The following is a 16,072-nucleotide window of genomic DNA, read 5'->3' as shown; positions in this document are numbered from 1 at the left end:
TGCCTAAGTTCGCGAGCTATACCGCCGGAGCGTCTTCGCCCTTTGTGGCTTCCGACTTCGCCGGTGCCTTGGCTTCGGCCTCCTCGACCTGTTCCGCGATGTCGTCGAGCACCTCTGCCAGGCGCGGCGCGGTTTCTGCCGCCGCCGGTCCTTTGACGAGACTGTCGAGCGACGAACCATCGAGACCCAACTCCTTCATCAGTCCGTCGAGCACCGGCGCCTGCGCCCGATAGGCCAGCGCGGCGCTGACCGCATCGGTGGCGAGATTGCCCGAGCCATTGCTGCCCGCTGGCGTCCCCGCCTTGGCTCCGCCATTGGTCAGACCATCGACCTGCACGATCTTGATGCTGTCGATCGCCTCCATCGGCTTCGCACTTTCGCGAATGACTTCGGGCAACACCTTGAGCAGTGCCATCTTGGTCTGCAGGCTGATCTGGCCTGACGACAGAATGTTGGCAGCTTCGTTGATCGCCTTCTGGCCGGCAGCCTCGACCTCGAACCGGACGCGTGCGGCCTCGGCGCGCAGCTTCTCGGCTTCGGCTTCGCCCTCGGCTTCGCGGCGCGCGGCCTCGGCCCGGTTCGACGCCGCGTCCTTTTCCGCTTCGGCATCGACGCGGATCTTGATTGCGTCACGCTCGGCCTGTTTCGAAGCCTCGATCAGTTCGATGCGCTTCATACGCTCGGCAATTTCGGTTTCACGGCTGGTGGCGACCTGCTCCTCGGCGGCCACTGCCTTCGAGCGGGCCTCGTCGGCCTCGGCCTTGGCCTGGCTTTCCTCGCGGCTCTTGTTCTGCACCGCGATCTGCTGTTCCTGGCGGGCGATTTCGAGGGCGCGATGCTGGTCGATCCGCGCTTCCTCGACAAGTCGGTCTGCCTCGATCTGCTGCGCATCGACCTGCTTCTTGGCCTCGATCCGCGCGGCATCGGCTTCGCGGCTACGCTCGGCCTGTTCGCGGGCGATTTCCGAAGCCTGCGCGGCGCGGCGGATTTCCACCTCGCGCTCCTGCTGGAGGCGCGCATATTCCTTGTCGCGACCGATCTCGAAGCTCCGTGAATCGGCCTCGAGATTCTTGGTCTCCATCTGGACGCGCGTATCCTGCTCGATGTCGTTGCGCAGCTTCTTGCGTGCCTCGATCTGCTCGGTCAGCTTGGTCAGGCCTTCAGCATCGAACGCGTTGTTGGCGTTGAAATGCTCGATGCTGGTCTGGTCGAGCCCGGTGAGCGAGACGGATTCGAGTTCCAGCCCGTTCATGGCCAGGTCGTTCGACGACACCTGCTGAACCTTCTGGACGAAGTCGGCGCGCTGTTCGTGCAACTCGTTCATGCTCATGCCGGCTGCGACCGAGCGCAGCGCATCGACGAATTTGCCTTCGACCAGGTCCTTGAGCATTTCGGGTTGCATCGTGCGCTGGCCAAGCGTCTGCGCCGCCATCGCGATCGCTCCGGCATCGGGACGCACACGGACATAAAACTCGGCCTTCACATCGATCCGGAGGCGGTCGAGCGTGATCAGCGCCTCGCCATCGCGCCGGACCACCGGCAGCACCAGCGTGTTCATATTGACGGGCATGGTCTCGTGGAAGACGGGCAGCACCAGTGCGCCGCCGTTCATGACGACCTTTTCGCCCCCGACGCCGGTCCGCACGAAGGCGATTTCCTTCGACGCACGGCGGTACAGGCGCGTGATCGTGAGTGCGATGACGAGGAAAACGGCAAGACCGCCTCCGCCCCAGATTACGACTTCAGGCAGGTTTTCCATTGGTTCTCCTCGGTGATGAATTGCGAATCATGGTAAGCGCGTCACGCCTGCGGCGAGAGGCGGCGCTCGGCGAGCGCAGTGGCGTAGAACTGGCGACCTTCACGGCGCACGAGCAGGATTTCGTCGCCAGCGTACATCTCGCTGGACGGCTCGTGTGGCTCGACCATGACATGGTGGGCCTGTCCGTGCGCATCCTGCACCCGGGCGCGAGCGGGCGAACCTCGACGGGCGATCCCGTCGGTGATGGTCCCGCGGCGCCCGAGCAGCGTGTCGGTACTGACCGCGCTGGTTTCATCCTTTGGCAGGATCGCGCCCAGCGGCCGTGCCAGCATCCCGGTCAGCGGCAGGGCGGCCGCGGCAGCGACGATCGCGGCGACCCAGCGGTACAGCGGCGCACCGAGCAGGTTATCCGACAGCGACTGGATCGATACCCCGATTGCGGCAAAGCCGAACAGGAACACCGCAAGCCAGATGGTCAGCGGGACCCGGCCGATGCCCAGCAAGGTGAAGATCCCGTCCAGCGCTCCTGGCTGCATACCGGAATCGACCTCGACACCGGTCGACGGATCGACCTCCGCGTCGCCGCCGAACATGTCGCCGAGACCAATCGCCTGAACTAGTGCAAGCAGCAAGACCAAGACGAATGCCGCGGCGAACGGCATGTTGTGTGCCTCGAATATCGACATGACCCCCGGCTCTCAACTATAGATACAGCCAGAGGGACAAATTCGGCCTCAAAGGACGAAGGCTTCTCGCTTCCGACTTGTTTTTCCGCCTGTTTCTTAGCGCAAATCGCTCTTTTTCGACACAAATATGCGATGAACCGAGTTCGATTTTCCTACTGGTCCGGCGCTTGATAACATGGCCTTAATCGCACGCGAGATCGCCCGCAGCGGCAGGCCAACACATCCTAGAGCAGGCTCGAATGGAAGGTCACATTTTAGGAAGCGCAGCCCGTACGCAATCCCGCGGGCTGCGCCGTGAAGCGGCGGAAGGTCACGCTTTGCGCAAACGCGTTTTGCGGTCCCCCCGGGTGCCTTTTCAGGCCGCAGTGAAGCGCAGCGGCAGCGTCTTGAGCCCGCCGACGAAGGTCGATTTGGACCGCGCGGGCTCGCCCGCGAGTTCGACGGTCTCGATCCGGTCGAGCAGCACTTCGAACAGGATGCGCATTTCCAGCCGGGCGAGATGCAGGCCGAGGCACTGGTGCGCGCCCGCGCCGAAGGCGAGGTGGCGGTTGGGACTGCGCGCGGCATCGAAGCGGCGCGGGTCGTCGAAATGCGCCGGATCGTGATTGGCGGCGACATAGTTCATCATCAGCCAGTCTCCCTTGGCGATGGCCTGCCCGCCGACCTCGGTGTCCTCAGCCGCAGTGCGCATGAAATGCTGCACCGGCGTGGTCCAGCGGATCGCTTCCTCGACGATGCCCGGCAGCAGGCCGCGATCGGCGCGCACTCGCGCCCATTGCTCGGCATCCTGCGCCAGTGCGAGCATCGCGCCCGCGGTGCTGGCGCTGGTGGTGTCGTGCCCCGCGGCGGCAAGGATGATGTAATAGCCCATCATGTCGCGGTCGTTGAGCGGCTCGCCGTCGACCACCGCATTGGCGATGGTGCTGGCGACATCGGCGGTGGGGTTGGCGCGGCGCTGCGCAGTGAGCTTGGCGAAATAGGCCTCGAAGTCCTTGACCGCGCCGGCCACCAGCTGGGTGATCGCCTCGGGCGGGAGGTCCTTCATCCCCGACTGGTTGAGGTCTTCGTCGCTGCCGCCGAACATCTGCTGCGTGAGGGTCAGCATGCGCGGTTCGTCTTCCTCGGGCACACCGAGGATCTGCATCACCACATGCAGCGGATAGGGCGCCGAAACGGCCTTCACGAAATCCGCCTCGCCGCCGCCCGCCAGCAACCGGTCGACCGCCGCATGCGCGATGCCGCGGATCTCGTCCTCCACGCCGCGCAGGTTCTTGGGCATGAACCATTCCTGCGTCAGCTTGCGGTACTTCATGTGGACCGGCGCATCGAAGGTGACGAGGCTGGCGACCATGTGTTCGCTGCCGCCGGTGAGCGCCTTGGCGAACTCGATCCCCTCGGTCAGGCTGAAGACGACGCTGTGCGGGTTGTTGAGGAAGGTCGCATTGTCCTTCGACATGCGCATCACGTCGTCATAGCGCGTGACCAGCCAGAAGGGCGGGTGCACCGCATCGTCGGCCGGCTCGACCCAGGCGACGGGGGTGTCCTCGCGCAGGCGGTCGAACGTGTCGAGCAGGCCGTCCCATTCGGCGTAGCTTTGCGGGTCGATCACCGCGCGGGCGGTGGCCGGATCGAGCCGGGGCCGGGCCTGCGCCGCCATCACGCCTGCTCCGTCTGCTGTTCGGCCGCCTTCTGGAATTCGTCGCGCAGTTCGCGCTTGTACAGCTTGCCATTGGCCTCGCGCGGGAGCTGCGCGCGGAAGTCGAACAGCTTGGGCATCTTGATCTTGGACAGGCTGGGGGCGAGGAAATCGCGCAATTCGGCCTCGAGCGCATCGCCCGCCTCGGCCATGTCGATCGGCTGCACCACCGCGACCACCTTCTCGCCGAAATCGGGGCAGGGCGCACCGATCACCGCCGCGTCCATCACCTTGTCATGCGTGACCAGCAGGTTCTCGATCTCCTGCGGGTAGATGTTGACCCCGCCCGAGATGATCATGTGGCTCTTGCGGTCGGTCAGGTAGAGAAAGCCGTCCTCGTCGACATGGCCGATGTCGCCCAGCGTCATCCAGCCCTTGGGATGCATCGCTTCGCGCGTCTTCTCGGGATCGTTGTGATAGGTCGGGATGAGATCGTTCTCGAAATAGAGCAATCCGTCCTGGCCCACGGGGACCTCTTCCCCCTCGGCATCGCAGACATGCAGCGTGCCGTGGATCGCCTTGCCGACGCTGCCGGGATGGGTCAGCCAGTCCTCGGCCTTGATCAGCGTCATGCCGACGCCTTCGGAGCCGGCGTAATACTCGTTGATGATCGGGCCCCACCACTCGATCATCTCGCGCTTGATCGGCACTGGGCAGGGCGCGGCAGCATGCAGCGCACGCTGGTGGCTGGAGAGATCGTAGCGCGTGCGCACCTCGGGATCGAGTTTGAGCATGCGCACGAAATGCGTCGGCACCCACTGGCTGTCGGTGATCTTGTATTTCTCGATCGTCTCGAGCGCGTGCTCGGGATCGAACTTCTCCATCACCACGACCGTGCCGCCAAGCCGCTGGGCGGTGGTGCACCAGCCGATCGGTGCGGCGTGATAGAGCGGCGCGGGCGAGAGATAGACCATGCTGCCATCGGCGGGCATGCCGGCGCCCATCACCGCAAGGCCCATCAGCGGATTGGTGGCGAGGATGTCGTCATCCTCGGGCGGCGCGGGCTTGACCCCCTTGGGACGGCCGGTGGTACCCGAGGAATAGAGCATGTATTGCCCCGGCGCCTGGTCGGCGATCGGCTCGGCAGGCTGCGCGGCGAGCGCGGCTTCGTAATCTTCCTCGCCCTCGCCATCGACGATCAGCAGCGGCAGGTCGGCGCATTCGTCGCGGATGCCCTCGATCGCCTCGGCATAGCGCGTGCTGGTGAGCAGGAACTTGGCCCCCGCATCCTTGAGGATGTAGCAGATCTCCGGCGCGGTCAGCCGGGTCGAGATCGGCACCATCATCGTGCCCGCGCGCTGCGAGCCCCACACCACTTGCAGGTAATGGACGTTGTTTTCCATCAGCACTGCGAAATGGTCGCCGCGCTTGAGCCCGCGTGCCCGCAGCAACTGCGCAAAGCGGTTCGCATAGGCGTCCATTTCCGCGAAGGTCACGGTCTGGCCGCTGCCCGCCATGATCATCGCGGGATGGTCGGGGCGCGTCTGCGCATGGGTAATGGGGTGCATGATGGGCTTCTCTCTCCTGTCTGCCGGTCCGGCGTTCTGCCGCGGACTGGTCCAGTTTCGAGAAGAAACCTACCTAAGCCTCTCGCATGGGCAAGAAAAAAGGCGGCAGGATCGCTCCCACCGCCTCTTTTGCGACCCTTGAAGGGCTAAAATCCTATTCTTCGCCGTCACCCTGGCCGCCCTGGCCGGTGGCGAGCGCGAAAGCGCGCTGTGCTTCCGATTCGACCATATAGGGAACCGGGTTGACCGCCTTGCCGTCGATGCGGACTTCATAATGCAGGTGCGGGCCGGTCGAACGGCCGGTCGAACCGACATAGCCGATGATATCGCCCTTCTTGACGCGGCTTCCCGCAGTCACCGCGATATCCGACATATGCGCGAAGCGGGTCTGCAGGTTCGCGCCGTGTTCGATCGAGACATATTTGCCGTAGCTCGAGAACCATTCCGCCTTGCTGATGTAACCATCCGCAGTCGCGTAGATCGGCGTACCGGTCGGCGCGGACAGGTCGACACCCTTGTGGCTGCGGCGACCGCCGAGCACAGGGTGGGTCCGCATGCCGTAATCGCTGGTCAGCCGCGTGTCGTCGAGCGGCATGCGCGAAGGGACCGAAACCCGGGCAGCGGCCGGGGTCGTACGATCGAGTTCGTCCCATTTGGCGAACAGCTGCTGGAACTGCGCGTCGTCGCCAGCCTGGGCGGGTGCGGTGACCTTGCTCATGTCGATCGCGCCGACAGCGGCCGCGGCGTTGGTTTCCTGCGCATGGGCCGGAGCGGCGGCAATGCCGAAACCAGCCATCAATGCGAGAACAAGCGAAGTGCGCTTGGTGATCATGCTAACCCGTCCATCCGGCGCTTTGCGCGCCTGTTCGATTTTTGGCGATCCCGGCGTCCCGGCCGTTTCCGCCCTTTTCAGTCTGCGCCGGAACCCCCCGGCTTCTTGTGAGTTTGGGTTATCGGCAGAAAAGTTAATCAAGCAATAGCTGCGCAGTAACCGCGCGGCAGGTTGCCTGCGAAACGCGTTGAGTCGTTTACCGCTACCCCTGCCGCTCCCAAGAGACCCGGCCCCAGCGATTTTTCGCTTTATTTTCTGTAGGTTACCCCTGAACGTCGTTCCGGGGCCGTGAAAATGCTTCGGGCCGAACGCAATAATGGCGATTGCACGGTCAATGATTCGTTTGAGAATATCTGACGTGAATTCACGGACTTAGCCCATTATGCGCCCTGGCGGGCCGCTTTTCGCTTCGCCCGGCGAATCGCATTCCGCACCGGACCGCCTGCCCTCGCGCGCCGTAGCGTGGCGGAGGGCTGCCGCCCCTCGGTTCAGCGCGCCGCGCACCGACAGCCGCCTGAATCCAGCGCGGCAGACCGGTGCTGGCGAGGAGACACGTCAGCCGCCGCGGACCGCCGCGAGCATCTCCTCCGCGTGGCCCTTGACCTTCACCTTCGGCCAGACGCGCAGGATCCGGCCCTTCTCGTCGAGCAGATAGGTCGAGCGGATCATCCCCATGAAGGTTTTTCCATACATCTGCTTCTCGCCCCAGACGCCGAGCGTATCCGAAAGCCCGCCCTCGGCCGCGTCGGTTGCCAGCGCGACGGTGAGATCGTGCTTGGCGATGAAGTTCTGGTGCTTCTTGGCCGAATCCTTGCTGACTCCGAGCAGCGCCGCGCCCGCCTTGTCGAACTCGGGCTTGAGCGCGGAGAAATCCTTCGCCTCGGTGGTGCAGCCCGGGGTGTTGTCCTTGGGATAGAAGAAGATCACCGCCTTCTTTCCCGCCAGGTCGGCCTTGGTCAGCGTGCCGCCATCGGGCGTTTCCATGGTGAAATCGGGAAAGGCATCGCCTTCGCCATAGGTCTTGGTCATTCGTCCATCTCCAGGGTTTCGCCGAACACATCCTGCCATGCCGCGGCTACATCGTGACGCGCAGCGCGCAGGCAATGCGTCAGATCCGCATAGTCGCCGCACCCGCTCTGCCGCGCCAGCAGCGCCGCGGCCGCAGGATTGGGGCGGGCCAGGTCGGGCGCAAGCAGCCGCGTACCGACCAGCAGCCGCGTCATCAAGCGGTGCGCGCCCGCAAGCGCGGGCGGCAGCTTCCCGGCGGCGACCAGCTTGCCGATAACCGGTCCCAGATCGGGGCCAAGCGCAGCGCGATCGCGCAATTGCAGGTAGTGCACCAGGAATTCGATATCGACGAGCCCGCCGCGCAGCAGCTTGGCATCGAGCGGTCCCTTGGCCGATTTGTGCGCTGCCATCTCGCCGCGCATCGTGAGCACGTCTTTGCGCAGGCTATCGGGATCGCGTTCGCGGCACAGGATCGACGTGACCAGTTCGCCGACCTCGGCACGCGCGGCATCGCTCCCCACCAGCACCCGTGCGCGGGTGAGCGCCATATGCTCCCACGTCCAGGCATCCTCGCGCTGGTAGCGCGCAAAGCTCTCAACGCTGGCCGCAAGCGGCCCCTGATTGCCCTGCGGTCGCAGCCTCGTGTCGACTTCGTAAAGCGCGCCCTGCGCTGTCGGGACGCTGAGCGCGGCGGTAACCCGCTGGGCGAGACGATTGAAATAGAGCGTCGCGCCAAGCGGTCGCTCGCCATCCGATTCGCCTTCATGCGTGCCGGTGAAAAGATAGACGATGTCGAGATCGGACGCATGCGTCAGCACCCCGCCGCCCAGCCGCCCCAGCCCGACCACGACAAGTTCGCTGCCCGCGATCCGGCCATGCTTTGCGGCAAATTCCTCCTCGGCCGCTGCCACCGCAACCTGCAAAGCAGCCTCTGCCGTACGCGCCAGCCCGGCAGCGATGGCCAGCGGATCATGTGCCGCCTCCACCAGCTGTACTGCGAGCGCGAAACGGGTTTCGCCCGTGACCACGCGCAGCCGGTCGAGCTGCATCTCGTAATCGTCGCCGCGTTCGCGCCGACCCATGTGCGCTGCGAGCTCGGCAACGCTGCCCGGCAGGTCGAGCGCTGTACGGTCGATCAGCGCGTCGAGCAGTTCGGGCCGCTGCGACAAATCCTCGGCCAGCGGCGGCGCGAGCGTCAGGCAATCGGCAATCAGCGCAAACAGGCCGGGGCGCGCTTCGAGCAGGCGGAACAAATTGATCGCGCTGGGCAGGCGCGCGATCAGACTTTCCCAGCGCACTGCGGCAGCCGCGGGGTCGGGCGAATCCGCGATCGAGGACAGCAGGTCGGGGCGGATCGCTTCGAAGGCGCTGAGCGCAGCAGTGCTGCGCAGCGCCGGATACCGGCCGCCGGTCCACTGGCTCATGCGTTCGACCAGTTCGACGGGGATGTCGGGCGCGCTGCCGGTGTCGGCCACGACGTGCGGCGCGCTCTTGGGGACCGATATCCGGTCTTCGTCGAGGAGGGCATCGAACCGTTCGGCGACCGGGCGGGCGAGATCCTCCACCAGCGCAATCAGCGCGGCGCCGCCATCCAGTCCGTGCAGCCGCGCGGCCGTGTCCAGCGCTTCCCCCGCAGGGAGCGTATGCGTCTGCTTGTCGCCGACCATCTGCAGCCGGTGCTCGATCGTCCGCAAACCATCGTAGCTTTGGCCCAGCGCTTGCGCATCCGCCGAGGATATCCGGCCGGTCACGGCTAGCGCATCGAGCGCCGCGCGCGTTCCGCGGACCCGCAGCGAGGGGTCGCGCCCGCCATGGATCAGCTGATGCGTCTGGGCGAAGAATTCGATCTCGCGAATACCGCCGCGCCCCAGCTTGAGGTTGTAACCCGGCTCGGGAACCCGGGGCCCGCGCTGTTCGTCGCGGATGCGGTGGGTCAGGCGGCGCACCTCGTCGATCGCACCGAAGTCGAGGCTGCGGCGCCAGACGAAGGGGCGGATATGGTCGAGGAACGCCTCGCCTGCACCGATGTCGCCAGCACAGGCCCGCGCACGTATGAACGCCGCGCGCTCCCATGCCAGCGCCGAACTTTCGTAATGCGTGATGGCCGAGTCGAGCGAGATCGCCAGCGGGCTGACTTCGGCTGCTGGACGCAGGCGCAAATCGACCCGGAAGACGTAGCCTTCGCTGGTGACATCCGACAGCAGTCGCACCGTTTCGCGCGCATAGCGCTGGGCCGCCTCGCCCGGTTCGTCCCGCTCGCGCCGGGGTAGCTGCTCGGGCTCGTAGAGCAGGATGGGGTCGATGTCGGAGGAATAGTTGAGCTCGCCCGCGCCATGCTTGCCCAGAGCGAGGCCGATCATTCCCGCTGGCTCGGCATCGGGCACGCGCTTGCGAATCGCCGCCGCGAGTGCCGCATGCAGCGCGCGGTCGGCAAAGGTCGACAGTTCGCGCATGACCTTCTCGAGATCGAAGGCCCCCGCGAGGTCGCTCACCGCCAGCACCAGCGCCAGGCCCAGCCGTTCGCGCCGCAGCGCCGTTGCCACGTCGGCTTCCGTGACCTGCTTGGCCGCCAGCAGCGCCTCTTCGCCCGCGCCCTCGGCCAGCATCCGGGCCAAGTCGGGTCGGCGCTCCAGCGCACGCGCAAGAAAGGGCGCATGGTCGCGGGCGCGGTTCAGCGCGGAGGTCCAGTCGGCAGCCATCGCCGGCATCCCTGCCGCCGCCTGCGCGCCCGCGCAAGCTTGCCCTCGTCCCGCCATGCTGACACAAGCGCGCGCAATGCGAGATGTGAGAAGAGGAACCTCCGCGATGAAACGCTTCATCCTTGCCGCGAGCGCGGCGCTGGTGCTGTCTGCCTGCGACATGGGGCTGGACCCCGATGCAGGTGCAGGTGCCGGCCTCGACCTGCCCGAAGTCGCCGACGGCACGCTGTCCGAAGAGACGATGAAGCGGGTCACCGAGCGGCTGTCCTCGGACGAATTCGAAGGCCGTGCGCCGGGTACGCCGGGCGAGGAAAAGACCGTCGCCTATCTGATCGAGGAATTCGAGAAAGCAGGCCTCGAGCCGGGCAATAACGGCAGCTGGGTGCAGGATGTCCCGCTGGTCGAGATCACCGGCAAGAACTACGCCCCGCTGACGATTGCGGGCGGCGAAGGCGAGGCGATGGAACTGGCCTATGCCAGCGATTGGGTCGGAGTGACCTATCGCGAGGATGTCCAGACCACGCTGGAGGACAGCGAACTGGTCTTCGTCGGCTATGGCATCAATGCCCCCGAGAAGGGCTGGAACGACTATGCCGGGCTCGACATGACGGGCAAGACCGCGGTCATCCTCGTCAACGATCCCGATTTCGGCGCGGAAACGCTCGATGGCCCGTTCAACGGCAAGGCGATGACCTTCTATGGCCGCTGGACCTATAAATACGAGGAAGCCGGTCGCCAGGGCGCGGCGGGTGCGATCATCATCCACGACACCGCGCCGGCGGCCTATGGCTGGAACGTGGTCGAAAGCAGCTGGTCGGGCCCGCAGGCCTATGCCTCGCGCGGCGACAATCCGCCGCCGATGACGCAGGTGAACGGCTGGGTGCAGAAAGCGGTCGCGGAGAATATCTTCGGCGCGGCGGGCAAGGACCTCGGCGAACTCTCGGCCGCAGCGCGCGAGAAAGGCTTCACCGCCGTCCCGCTTGGCCTCACCGCCTCGACCAGCTTCCGCAACGACATCCGCACCTTCGCCTCGCAGAACGTGATCGGCATGCTGCCGGGTAGCGAGCGCGCAGACGAATATGTCATGCACACCGCGCACTGGGACCATCTCGGCCGCTGTACGCCGGCACCCGATGGCGACGACATCTGCAATGGCGCGGTCGACAACGCCACCGGCACCGCCGCGCTGGTCGCGCTGGCCGAAGCGCATGCCAAGGCCGGTCCGGCCAAGCGCAGCCTCGTCTTCCTTGCGGTGACCGCGGAGGAATCGGGCCTGCTCGGCGCGGACTATTATGCCGCCAATCCGGTGTTCCCGCTCAACCGGACGGTCGGCGGGATCAACATGGACGCCTTCCTGATGGCGGGCGCGGCGAAGGACGTGACCGTGGTCGGCCCGGGCAAGTCGCAGCTCGACGTGTTCCTCGACAAGGCGCTGATGAACGATGACCGGGTGACTACGCCCAATCCGAACCCCGAGGCGGGCTATTACTATCGTTCGGACCATTTCGCCTTCGCCAAGCGCGGCGTCCCGATGCTCTATCTCGACGGCGGCGAAGACCTCATCGAGGGCGGCACCGAGGCGGGCGCCGCCGTGGCCGCCGATTATCGCGAAAACCGTTATCACGGGCCGAAGGACGAATACGATCCGAACTGGAACTGGTCGGGCGTGATGAGCGATCTCGCGCTGTTCTACCGCATCGGGCGCATGCTGGCCGATTCGACCAGCTGGCCCAATTGGAACGAGGGCGACGAGTTCAAGGGCACGCGCGACGAGGATTGCGCCGCCGAAGGCGCTGGCTGCGCCGCCTGAGCCTGCCGAGCGGGAGAACCGGTCCATGACGTTGCGCATGCCGCCCGAATGGGCACCGCAGGACTGGCTGTGGATCGGCTTCCCGCATGATGCCGACGAATGGCCCGCAGTGCTCCCGCGCGCGCAGGAGCAGATCGCGGCCTTCGCCAATGCCGTGGCCGAAAGCGGACAGGAGGTCCGCCTGCTGGTCCGCGACGCCGCCAACGAGGCACGTGCGCGCCAGCTGGTTTCGGGCGCCGCGACGCTCGAACGGCGCAGCTACGGCGATGTCTGGCTGCGCGACACCGGGCCGCTGGTGCTGTGCGACGGCGCGGGCAACCGGGCCGCGCGTCGGTTCGGTTTCAACGGCTGGGGCGGCAAATATCTGATGGACGGCGACCAGACGGTCGGCGCCGGACTGGCCGAGGATGCGGGGCTACCGCTCGACGTGGCGGACTGGATCCTCGAAGGCGGGGCGATCGACGGCGACGGCACGGGGCTGGTGGTCACGACCGAACAGTGCCTGCTCAACCCCAACCGCAATCCGCAGCTGTCGCGCGAAGCCATCGAAGAGCGCCTGAAGCGCGACCTCGGCTTTGATCGCGTGCTGTGGCTTGGCGAAGGGCTGATCAACGACCACACCGATGGCCATGTCGACAATCTCGCGCGCTTCGTGGCGCCCAACACGCTGTGTTTGCCACGCGCCACCGGCAAGGACGATCCCAATGCCGCGATCTACGCCGACGCCAAGGCGCGTGCCGAAGCAGTGGGCGTGACCGTGAAGCAGATCCCCTCGCCCGGGCTGGTCACCAGCGGCGACCATGTCGAACCCGCGAGCTACGCCAATTTCGCGATCACCAGCCATCTCGTGGTCGTGCCGACCTTCGACAGCCCGCATGATGCCGAAGGCGTCGCAGCCGTAGCCGAACTGTTCCCCGACCGCGCAACGATCGGCCTGCCGGGCGATGCCGTGCTTGCCGGCGGCGGCGGGTTCCATTGCGCCAGCCAACAGATGCCCGCGGCCGGATGGCGGCCTTAACCTTTCATTAGCTATTGCAGCCGAGAATGGCGGTCATGGTCAAGCCCACCGCTCTCTCCCGCACGCAGACCCCCGCCCAGTCGGTGGTCGATATCGCGCGCACGCTGATCGTCGGTGGCTGCGGTCTTGCGCTGGTCCTCGCCGGACCGGTGCTGCCGTTCTGAGCGCCTAGAGCAGGCGTAGCAGCGCCGCGAGCGCAGCCCCGCCCAAAATCACGCCGACGACCCCGCGCCACAGCGCGTCCCCGATCTGCCCCGCAGCGCGATCCCCCAGCCAATTGCCCAGCAATACCGCGGGGAACAGCAGCGCCGCCAGCAGCGGCAAGCGCCAGGCGAGGATTCCCAGTGCGGCGCCCGAAACCAGGCCCGCGCCTGCCGCAATGGTGAAGATCAGCATCATCGAGGCCTTGGCCGTCTCGCGCGGGATGGCCCGCCCGACATAATAGGGCACGACCGGCGGGCCGGGCATTCCGGCATAGCCCGTCATCAGCCCGCTCAGCACCCCCACCCCTCCGGTTGCCAGATGCCCCGGCTCTGTACCCGCCCGGCGCGGCAGGAGAATGGCGAAGAAGGCGGACAGCGCAATCATCGCGATCAGGAAGCGCGCGAGGTCATTGCTCGTCGCAGCCAGCGCCAGCAGGCCGAGCGGGGTGACCAGCACCACGAGGATGGATATGCGCCACGCCGAGCGCTCCGCCCCGCGCACCAGCCGCCGAACCTCGCTCAGCCCGATGAAGAGCGAGAGGAAATTGGCCAGCAGCACCGCCTCCACCGGCGGTAATGCCAGCGCGAGGATCGGCACCAGCAGGATCGCCATGCCGAAACCGGTCAGGCCGCGCACGAAGGCCGAGCCGAAGGCTGCCGCAAGCGCCGCCGCCAATTGCCACGGCGCATAGGCCGCCAGCAGGTCCATCGCGTGCAGCCCTTCTAGCGCAGGTCGGGCGGAGTGGCTTCGCTACGCAGCATCGCGATCGCCTCGTCGAGGCTCATCACGCGCTGGTCCTTCTCGCCCAGCGTACGGACCGCCACAGTGCCTTCCTCGGCCTCGCGATTGCCCACCACCAGCAGGTGCGGGACCTTGGCGAGGCTGTGCTCGCGCACCTTGTAGTTGATCTTCTCGTTGCGCAGGTCGCTCTCGACGCGGATGCCCGCGGCCTCGAGCTTGGCGACCGCTTCTTTCGCATAGCCGTCGGCGTCGGACACGATCGTCGCGACCACCGCCTGCACCGGGGCAAGCCAGACGGGCAGGCGCCCGGCGAAATGTTCGATCAGGATCCCGATGAAGCGTTCGTAACTGCCGAAGATCGCACGGTGCAGCATGACCGGGCGGTGCTTGTCGCCATCCTCGCCGATATAGGTCGCTTCGAGACGATCGGGCAGCACGCGGTCACCCTGGATCGTGCCGACCTGCCAGGTCCGCCCGATCGCATCGGTGAGGTGCCATTCGAGCTTGGGCGCATAGAAGGCACCTTCGCCTTCCAGTTCTTCCCAGCCGAACTCCTCGCTCATCATGCCGGCTTCCTCGACCGCATCGCGCAGTTCCTGCTCGGCCTTGTCCCAGTCCGCATCCGAACCCAGACGCTTCTCGGGCCGCAGCGCCAGCTTGATCGCGAAGCTGAAGCCGAAGTCCTTGTAAACTTGCGCGGCGAGGCTGCAGAAGGCGCGCACTTCCTCGACGACCTGGTCCTCGGTGCAGAAGATATGCGCATCGTCCTGCGTGAACTGACGCACGCGCATGAGGCCATGAAGCGCCCCATGCGGTTCGTTGCGGTGGCAGCAGCCCATCTCGCCCAGCCGGATCGGCAGGTCGCGATAGGAGGTGATGCCCTGCTTGAAGACCAGCACATGCGCGGGGCAGTTCATCGGCTTGATCGCCATCCAGTCGGCGTCCTTGGCGACGCTGGGATGCGCACCCGCACCGCTGTCGTCGACCTCGGGCACCATGTCGGGCACCGCGAACATGTTCTCGGCATATTTGCCCCAGTGACCCGATTGCTCCCACTGGCGCACGTCCATCAGCTGCGGCGTCTTGATCTCGCGATAGCCGGCGCCATCCATCTTACGGCGCATATAGGCTTCGAGCTCGCGCCAGATACGGTAGCCCTTGGGGTGCCAGAAGACACTGCCATGCGCCTCTTCCTGCAGGTGGAACAGGTCCATCTCGCGGCCCAGCTTGCGGTGGTCGCGCTTGGCCGCTTCTTCCAGCCGCGTAAGATGCGCGTTGAGCTGCTTCTTGTTGAGCCAGCCGGTGCCGTAGATCCGCGTGAGCTGCGCATTCTTCTGATCGCCGCGCCAATAGGCACCCGCCACCCGCATCAGCTTGAACGCCTGCGGATCGAGCTTACCGGTACTCGGCAGGTGCGGCCCGCGGCACATGTCGAGCCAGTCCTCGCCCGACCAGTAGACCGTCAGCTCCTCGTCCTCGGGCAGTTCGCGCGCCCATTCGGCCTTGAAGGTCTCACCTTCGGCTTCCCACTTTTCGATCAGCTGCTGGCGGCTCCAGACCTCGCGCCGCAGCGGCTTGTCGGCCTTGATGATCCGCCGCATCTCCTCCTCGATCGCGGGCAGGTCATCCATGCTGAACGGGTCGCGGCTCTGGGGCGCCTTTACATCGTAATAGAAGCCGTCGTCGGTCGCGGGACCGAAGGTGATCTGTGTGCCCGGCCAGAGCGCCTGCACCGCTTCGGCGAGCACATGCGCGAAATCGTGCCGTGCCAGTTCGAGCGCATCCTCTTCGTCGCGCGCGGTTACCAGCGCCAGTTCGGCATCGCCCTCGAAGGGGCGGTTGATGTCGCGCAATTCGCCATCGACGCGCGCCGCGATCGCCGCCTTGGCGAGGCCGGGCCCGATCGCCGCGGCGACGTCGGCAGGCGTCGAGCCCTGTTCCATTTCGCGCACCGATCCATCGGGCAGGCTGATCTTGAGCAGTTCCGTCATGTCATTCGTCGTCCGTCTGGTTGCGGCGCCCATGGCACAAGGGCGCGCACGCTTGAAGCGGCGTTTGCGCAAAATCCGGTTTCGGGAGGAAACGCCATGCCGCCCGAAACCGGGCGGCGG

12 protein-coding genes are annotated in these 16,072 nt (G+C 66.1%); 3 read left to right on the top strand and 9 right to left on the bottom strand.

Going from position 1 to position 16,072, the window contains the following annotated elements; translation table 11 throughout:
• Positions 1–16: 16 nt before the first annotated feature.
• The 7 genes from J2S32_RS11210 to glnE all read right to left on the bottom strand — a co-directional run bounded on the left by J2S32_RS11210 (position 17) and on the right by glnE (position 10,188).
• Positions 17–1,759 (bottom strand): flotillin family protein, encoded by a 1,743-nt coding sequence (locus J2S32_RS11210; protein ID WP_253521312.1) that lies wholly within the window; start codon positions 1,757–1,759, stop codon positions 17–19.
• A gap of 41 nt (positions 1,760–1,800) precedes the next feature.
• Positions 1,801–2,445: a YqiJ family protein gene (locus tag J2S32_RS11205; RefSeq protein WP_253521309.1), complete on the bottom strand. Its 645-nt coding sequence runs from the start codon at positions 2,443–2,445 to the stop codon at positions 1,801–1,803.
• A 355-nt stretch (positions 2,446–2,800) separates the two neighbouring features.
• Positions 2,801–4,102, bottom strand: coding sequence for a cytochrome P450 (locus J2S32_RS11200; RefSeq protein ID WP_253521306.1), 1,302 nt, complete (start codon positions 4,100–4,102; stop codon positions 2,801–2,803).
• On the bottom strand, positions 4,102–5,649 hold the full coding sequence (locus J2S32_RS11195) for an acyl-CoA synthetase (protein ID WP_253521303.1): 1,548 nt from the start codon (positions 5,647–5,649) through the stop codon (positions 4,102–4,104). Before J2S32_RS11195 ends, J2S32_RS11200 begins: the two co-directional genes overlap by 1 nt.
• 154 nt (positions 5,650–5,803) lie before the next feature.
• Entirely contained in the window at positions 5,804–6,481 is a 678-nt protein-coding gene (locus J2S32_RS11190; RefSeq protein ID WP_253521300.1) for a M23 family metallopeptidase, read from the bottom strand.
• Positions 6,482–7,036: 555 nt separating this feature from the next.
• Positions 7,037–7,510: a peroxiredoxin gene (locus J2S32_RS11185; protein ID WP_253521296.1), complete on the bottom strand. Its 474-nt coding sequence runs from the start codon at positions 7,508–7,510 to the stop codon at positions 7,037–7,039.
• Positions 7,507–10,188, bottom strand: coding sequence for a bifunctional [glutamate--ammonia ligase]-adenylyl-L-tyrosine phosphorylase/[glutamate--ammonia-ligase] adenylyltransferase (glnE, locus tag J2S32_RS11180; RefSeq protein WP_253521293.1), 2,682 nt, complete (start codon positions 10,186–10,188; stop codon positions 7,507–7,509). The genes J2S32_RS11185 and glnE overlap by 4 nt, the downstream gene beginning before the upstream one ends.
• 106 nt (positions 10,189–10,294) lie before the next feature.
• Between glnE and J2S32_RS11175 the strand changes: the two genes are divergently transcribed.
• Genes J2S32_RS11175 through J2S32_RS15750 form a run of 3 tightly spaced genes read left to right on the top strand, consistent with a single transcriptional unit; the run spans position 10,295 to position 13,180 of the window.
• Positions 10,295–11,998, top strand: coding sequence for a M28 family metallopeptidase (locus J2S32_RS11175; protein ID WP_253521291.1), 1,704 nt, complete (start codon positions 10,295–10,297; stop codon positions 11,996–11,998).
• Between the two features lie 25 nt (positions 11,999–12,023).
• Positions 12,024–13,016, top strand: coding sequence for an agmatine deiminase family protein (locus tag J2S32_RS11170; RefSeq protein ID WP_253521289.1), 993 nt, complete (start codon positions 12,024–12,026; stop codon positions 13,014–13,016).
• Between the two features lie 35 nt (positions 13,017–13,051).
• Entirely contained in the window at positions 13,052–13,180 is a 129-nt protein-coding gene (locus J2S32_RS15750; protein WP_301298850.1) for a hypothetical protein, read from the top strand.
• A 4-nt stretch (positions 13,181–13,184) separates the two neighbouring features.
• Here the strand turns inward: J2S32_RS15750 and J2S32_RS11165 are convergent, their stop codons facing one another.
• Complete coding sequence (locus tag J2S32_RS11165) at positions 13,185–13,928, bottom strand: sulfite exporter TauE/SafE family protein (protein ID WP_253521286.1); 744 nt, start codon at positions 13,926–13,928, stop codon at positions 13,185–13,187.
• Between the two features lie 14 nt (positions 13,929–13,942).
• A complete protein-coding gene (gene thrS, locus J2S32_RS11160; RefSeq protein WP_253521284.1) occupies positions 13,943–15,952 on the bottom strand; it encodes a threonine--tRNA ligase in 2,010 nt (669 codons plus the stop codon).
• Between the last annotated feature and the right edge of the window lie 120 nt (positions 15,953–16,072).

The sequence above is a fragment of the Qipengyuania citrea genome, assembly GCF_024171405.1.
Lineage (GTDB): Bacteria > Pseudomonadota > Alphaproteobacteria > Sphingomonadales > Sphingomonadaceae > Qipengyuania > Qipengyuania profunda.
Note: the sequence above shows the minus strand (reverse complement) of the source record. Positions and strands in the feature narration are given on the sequence as shown.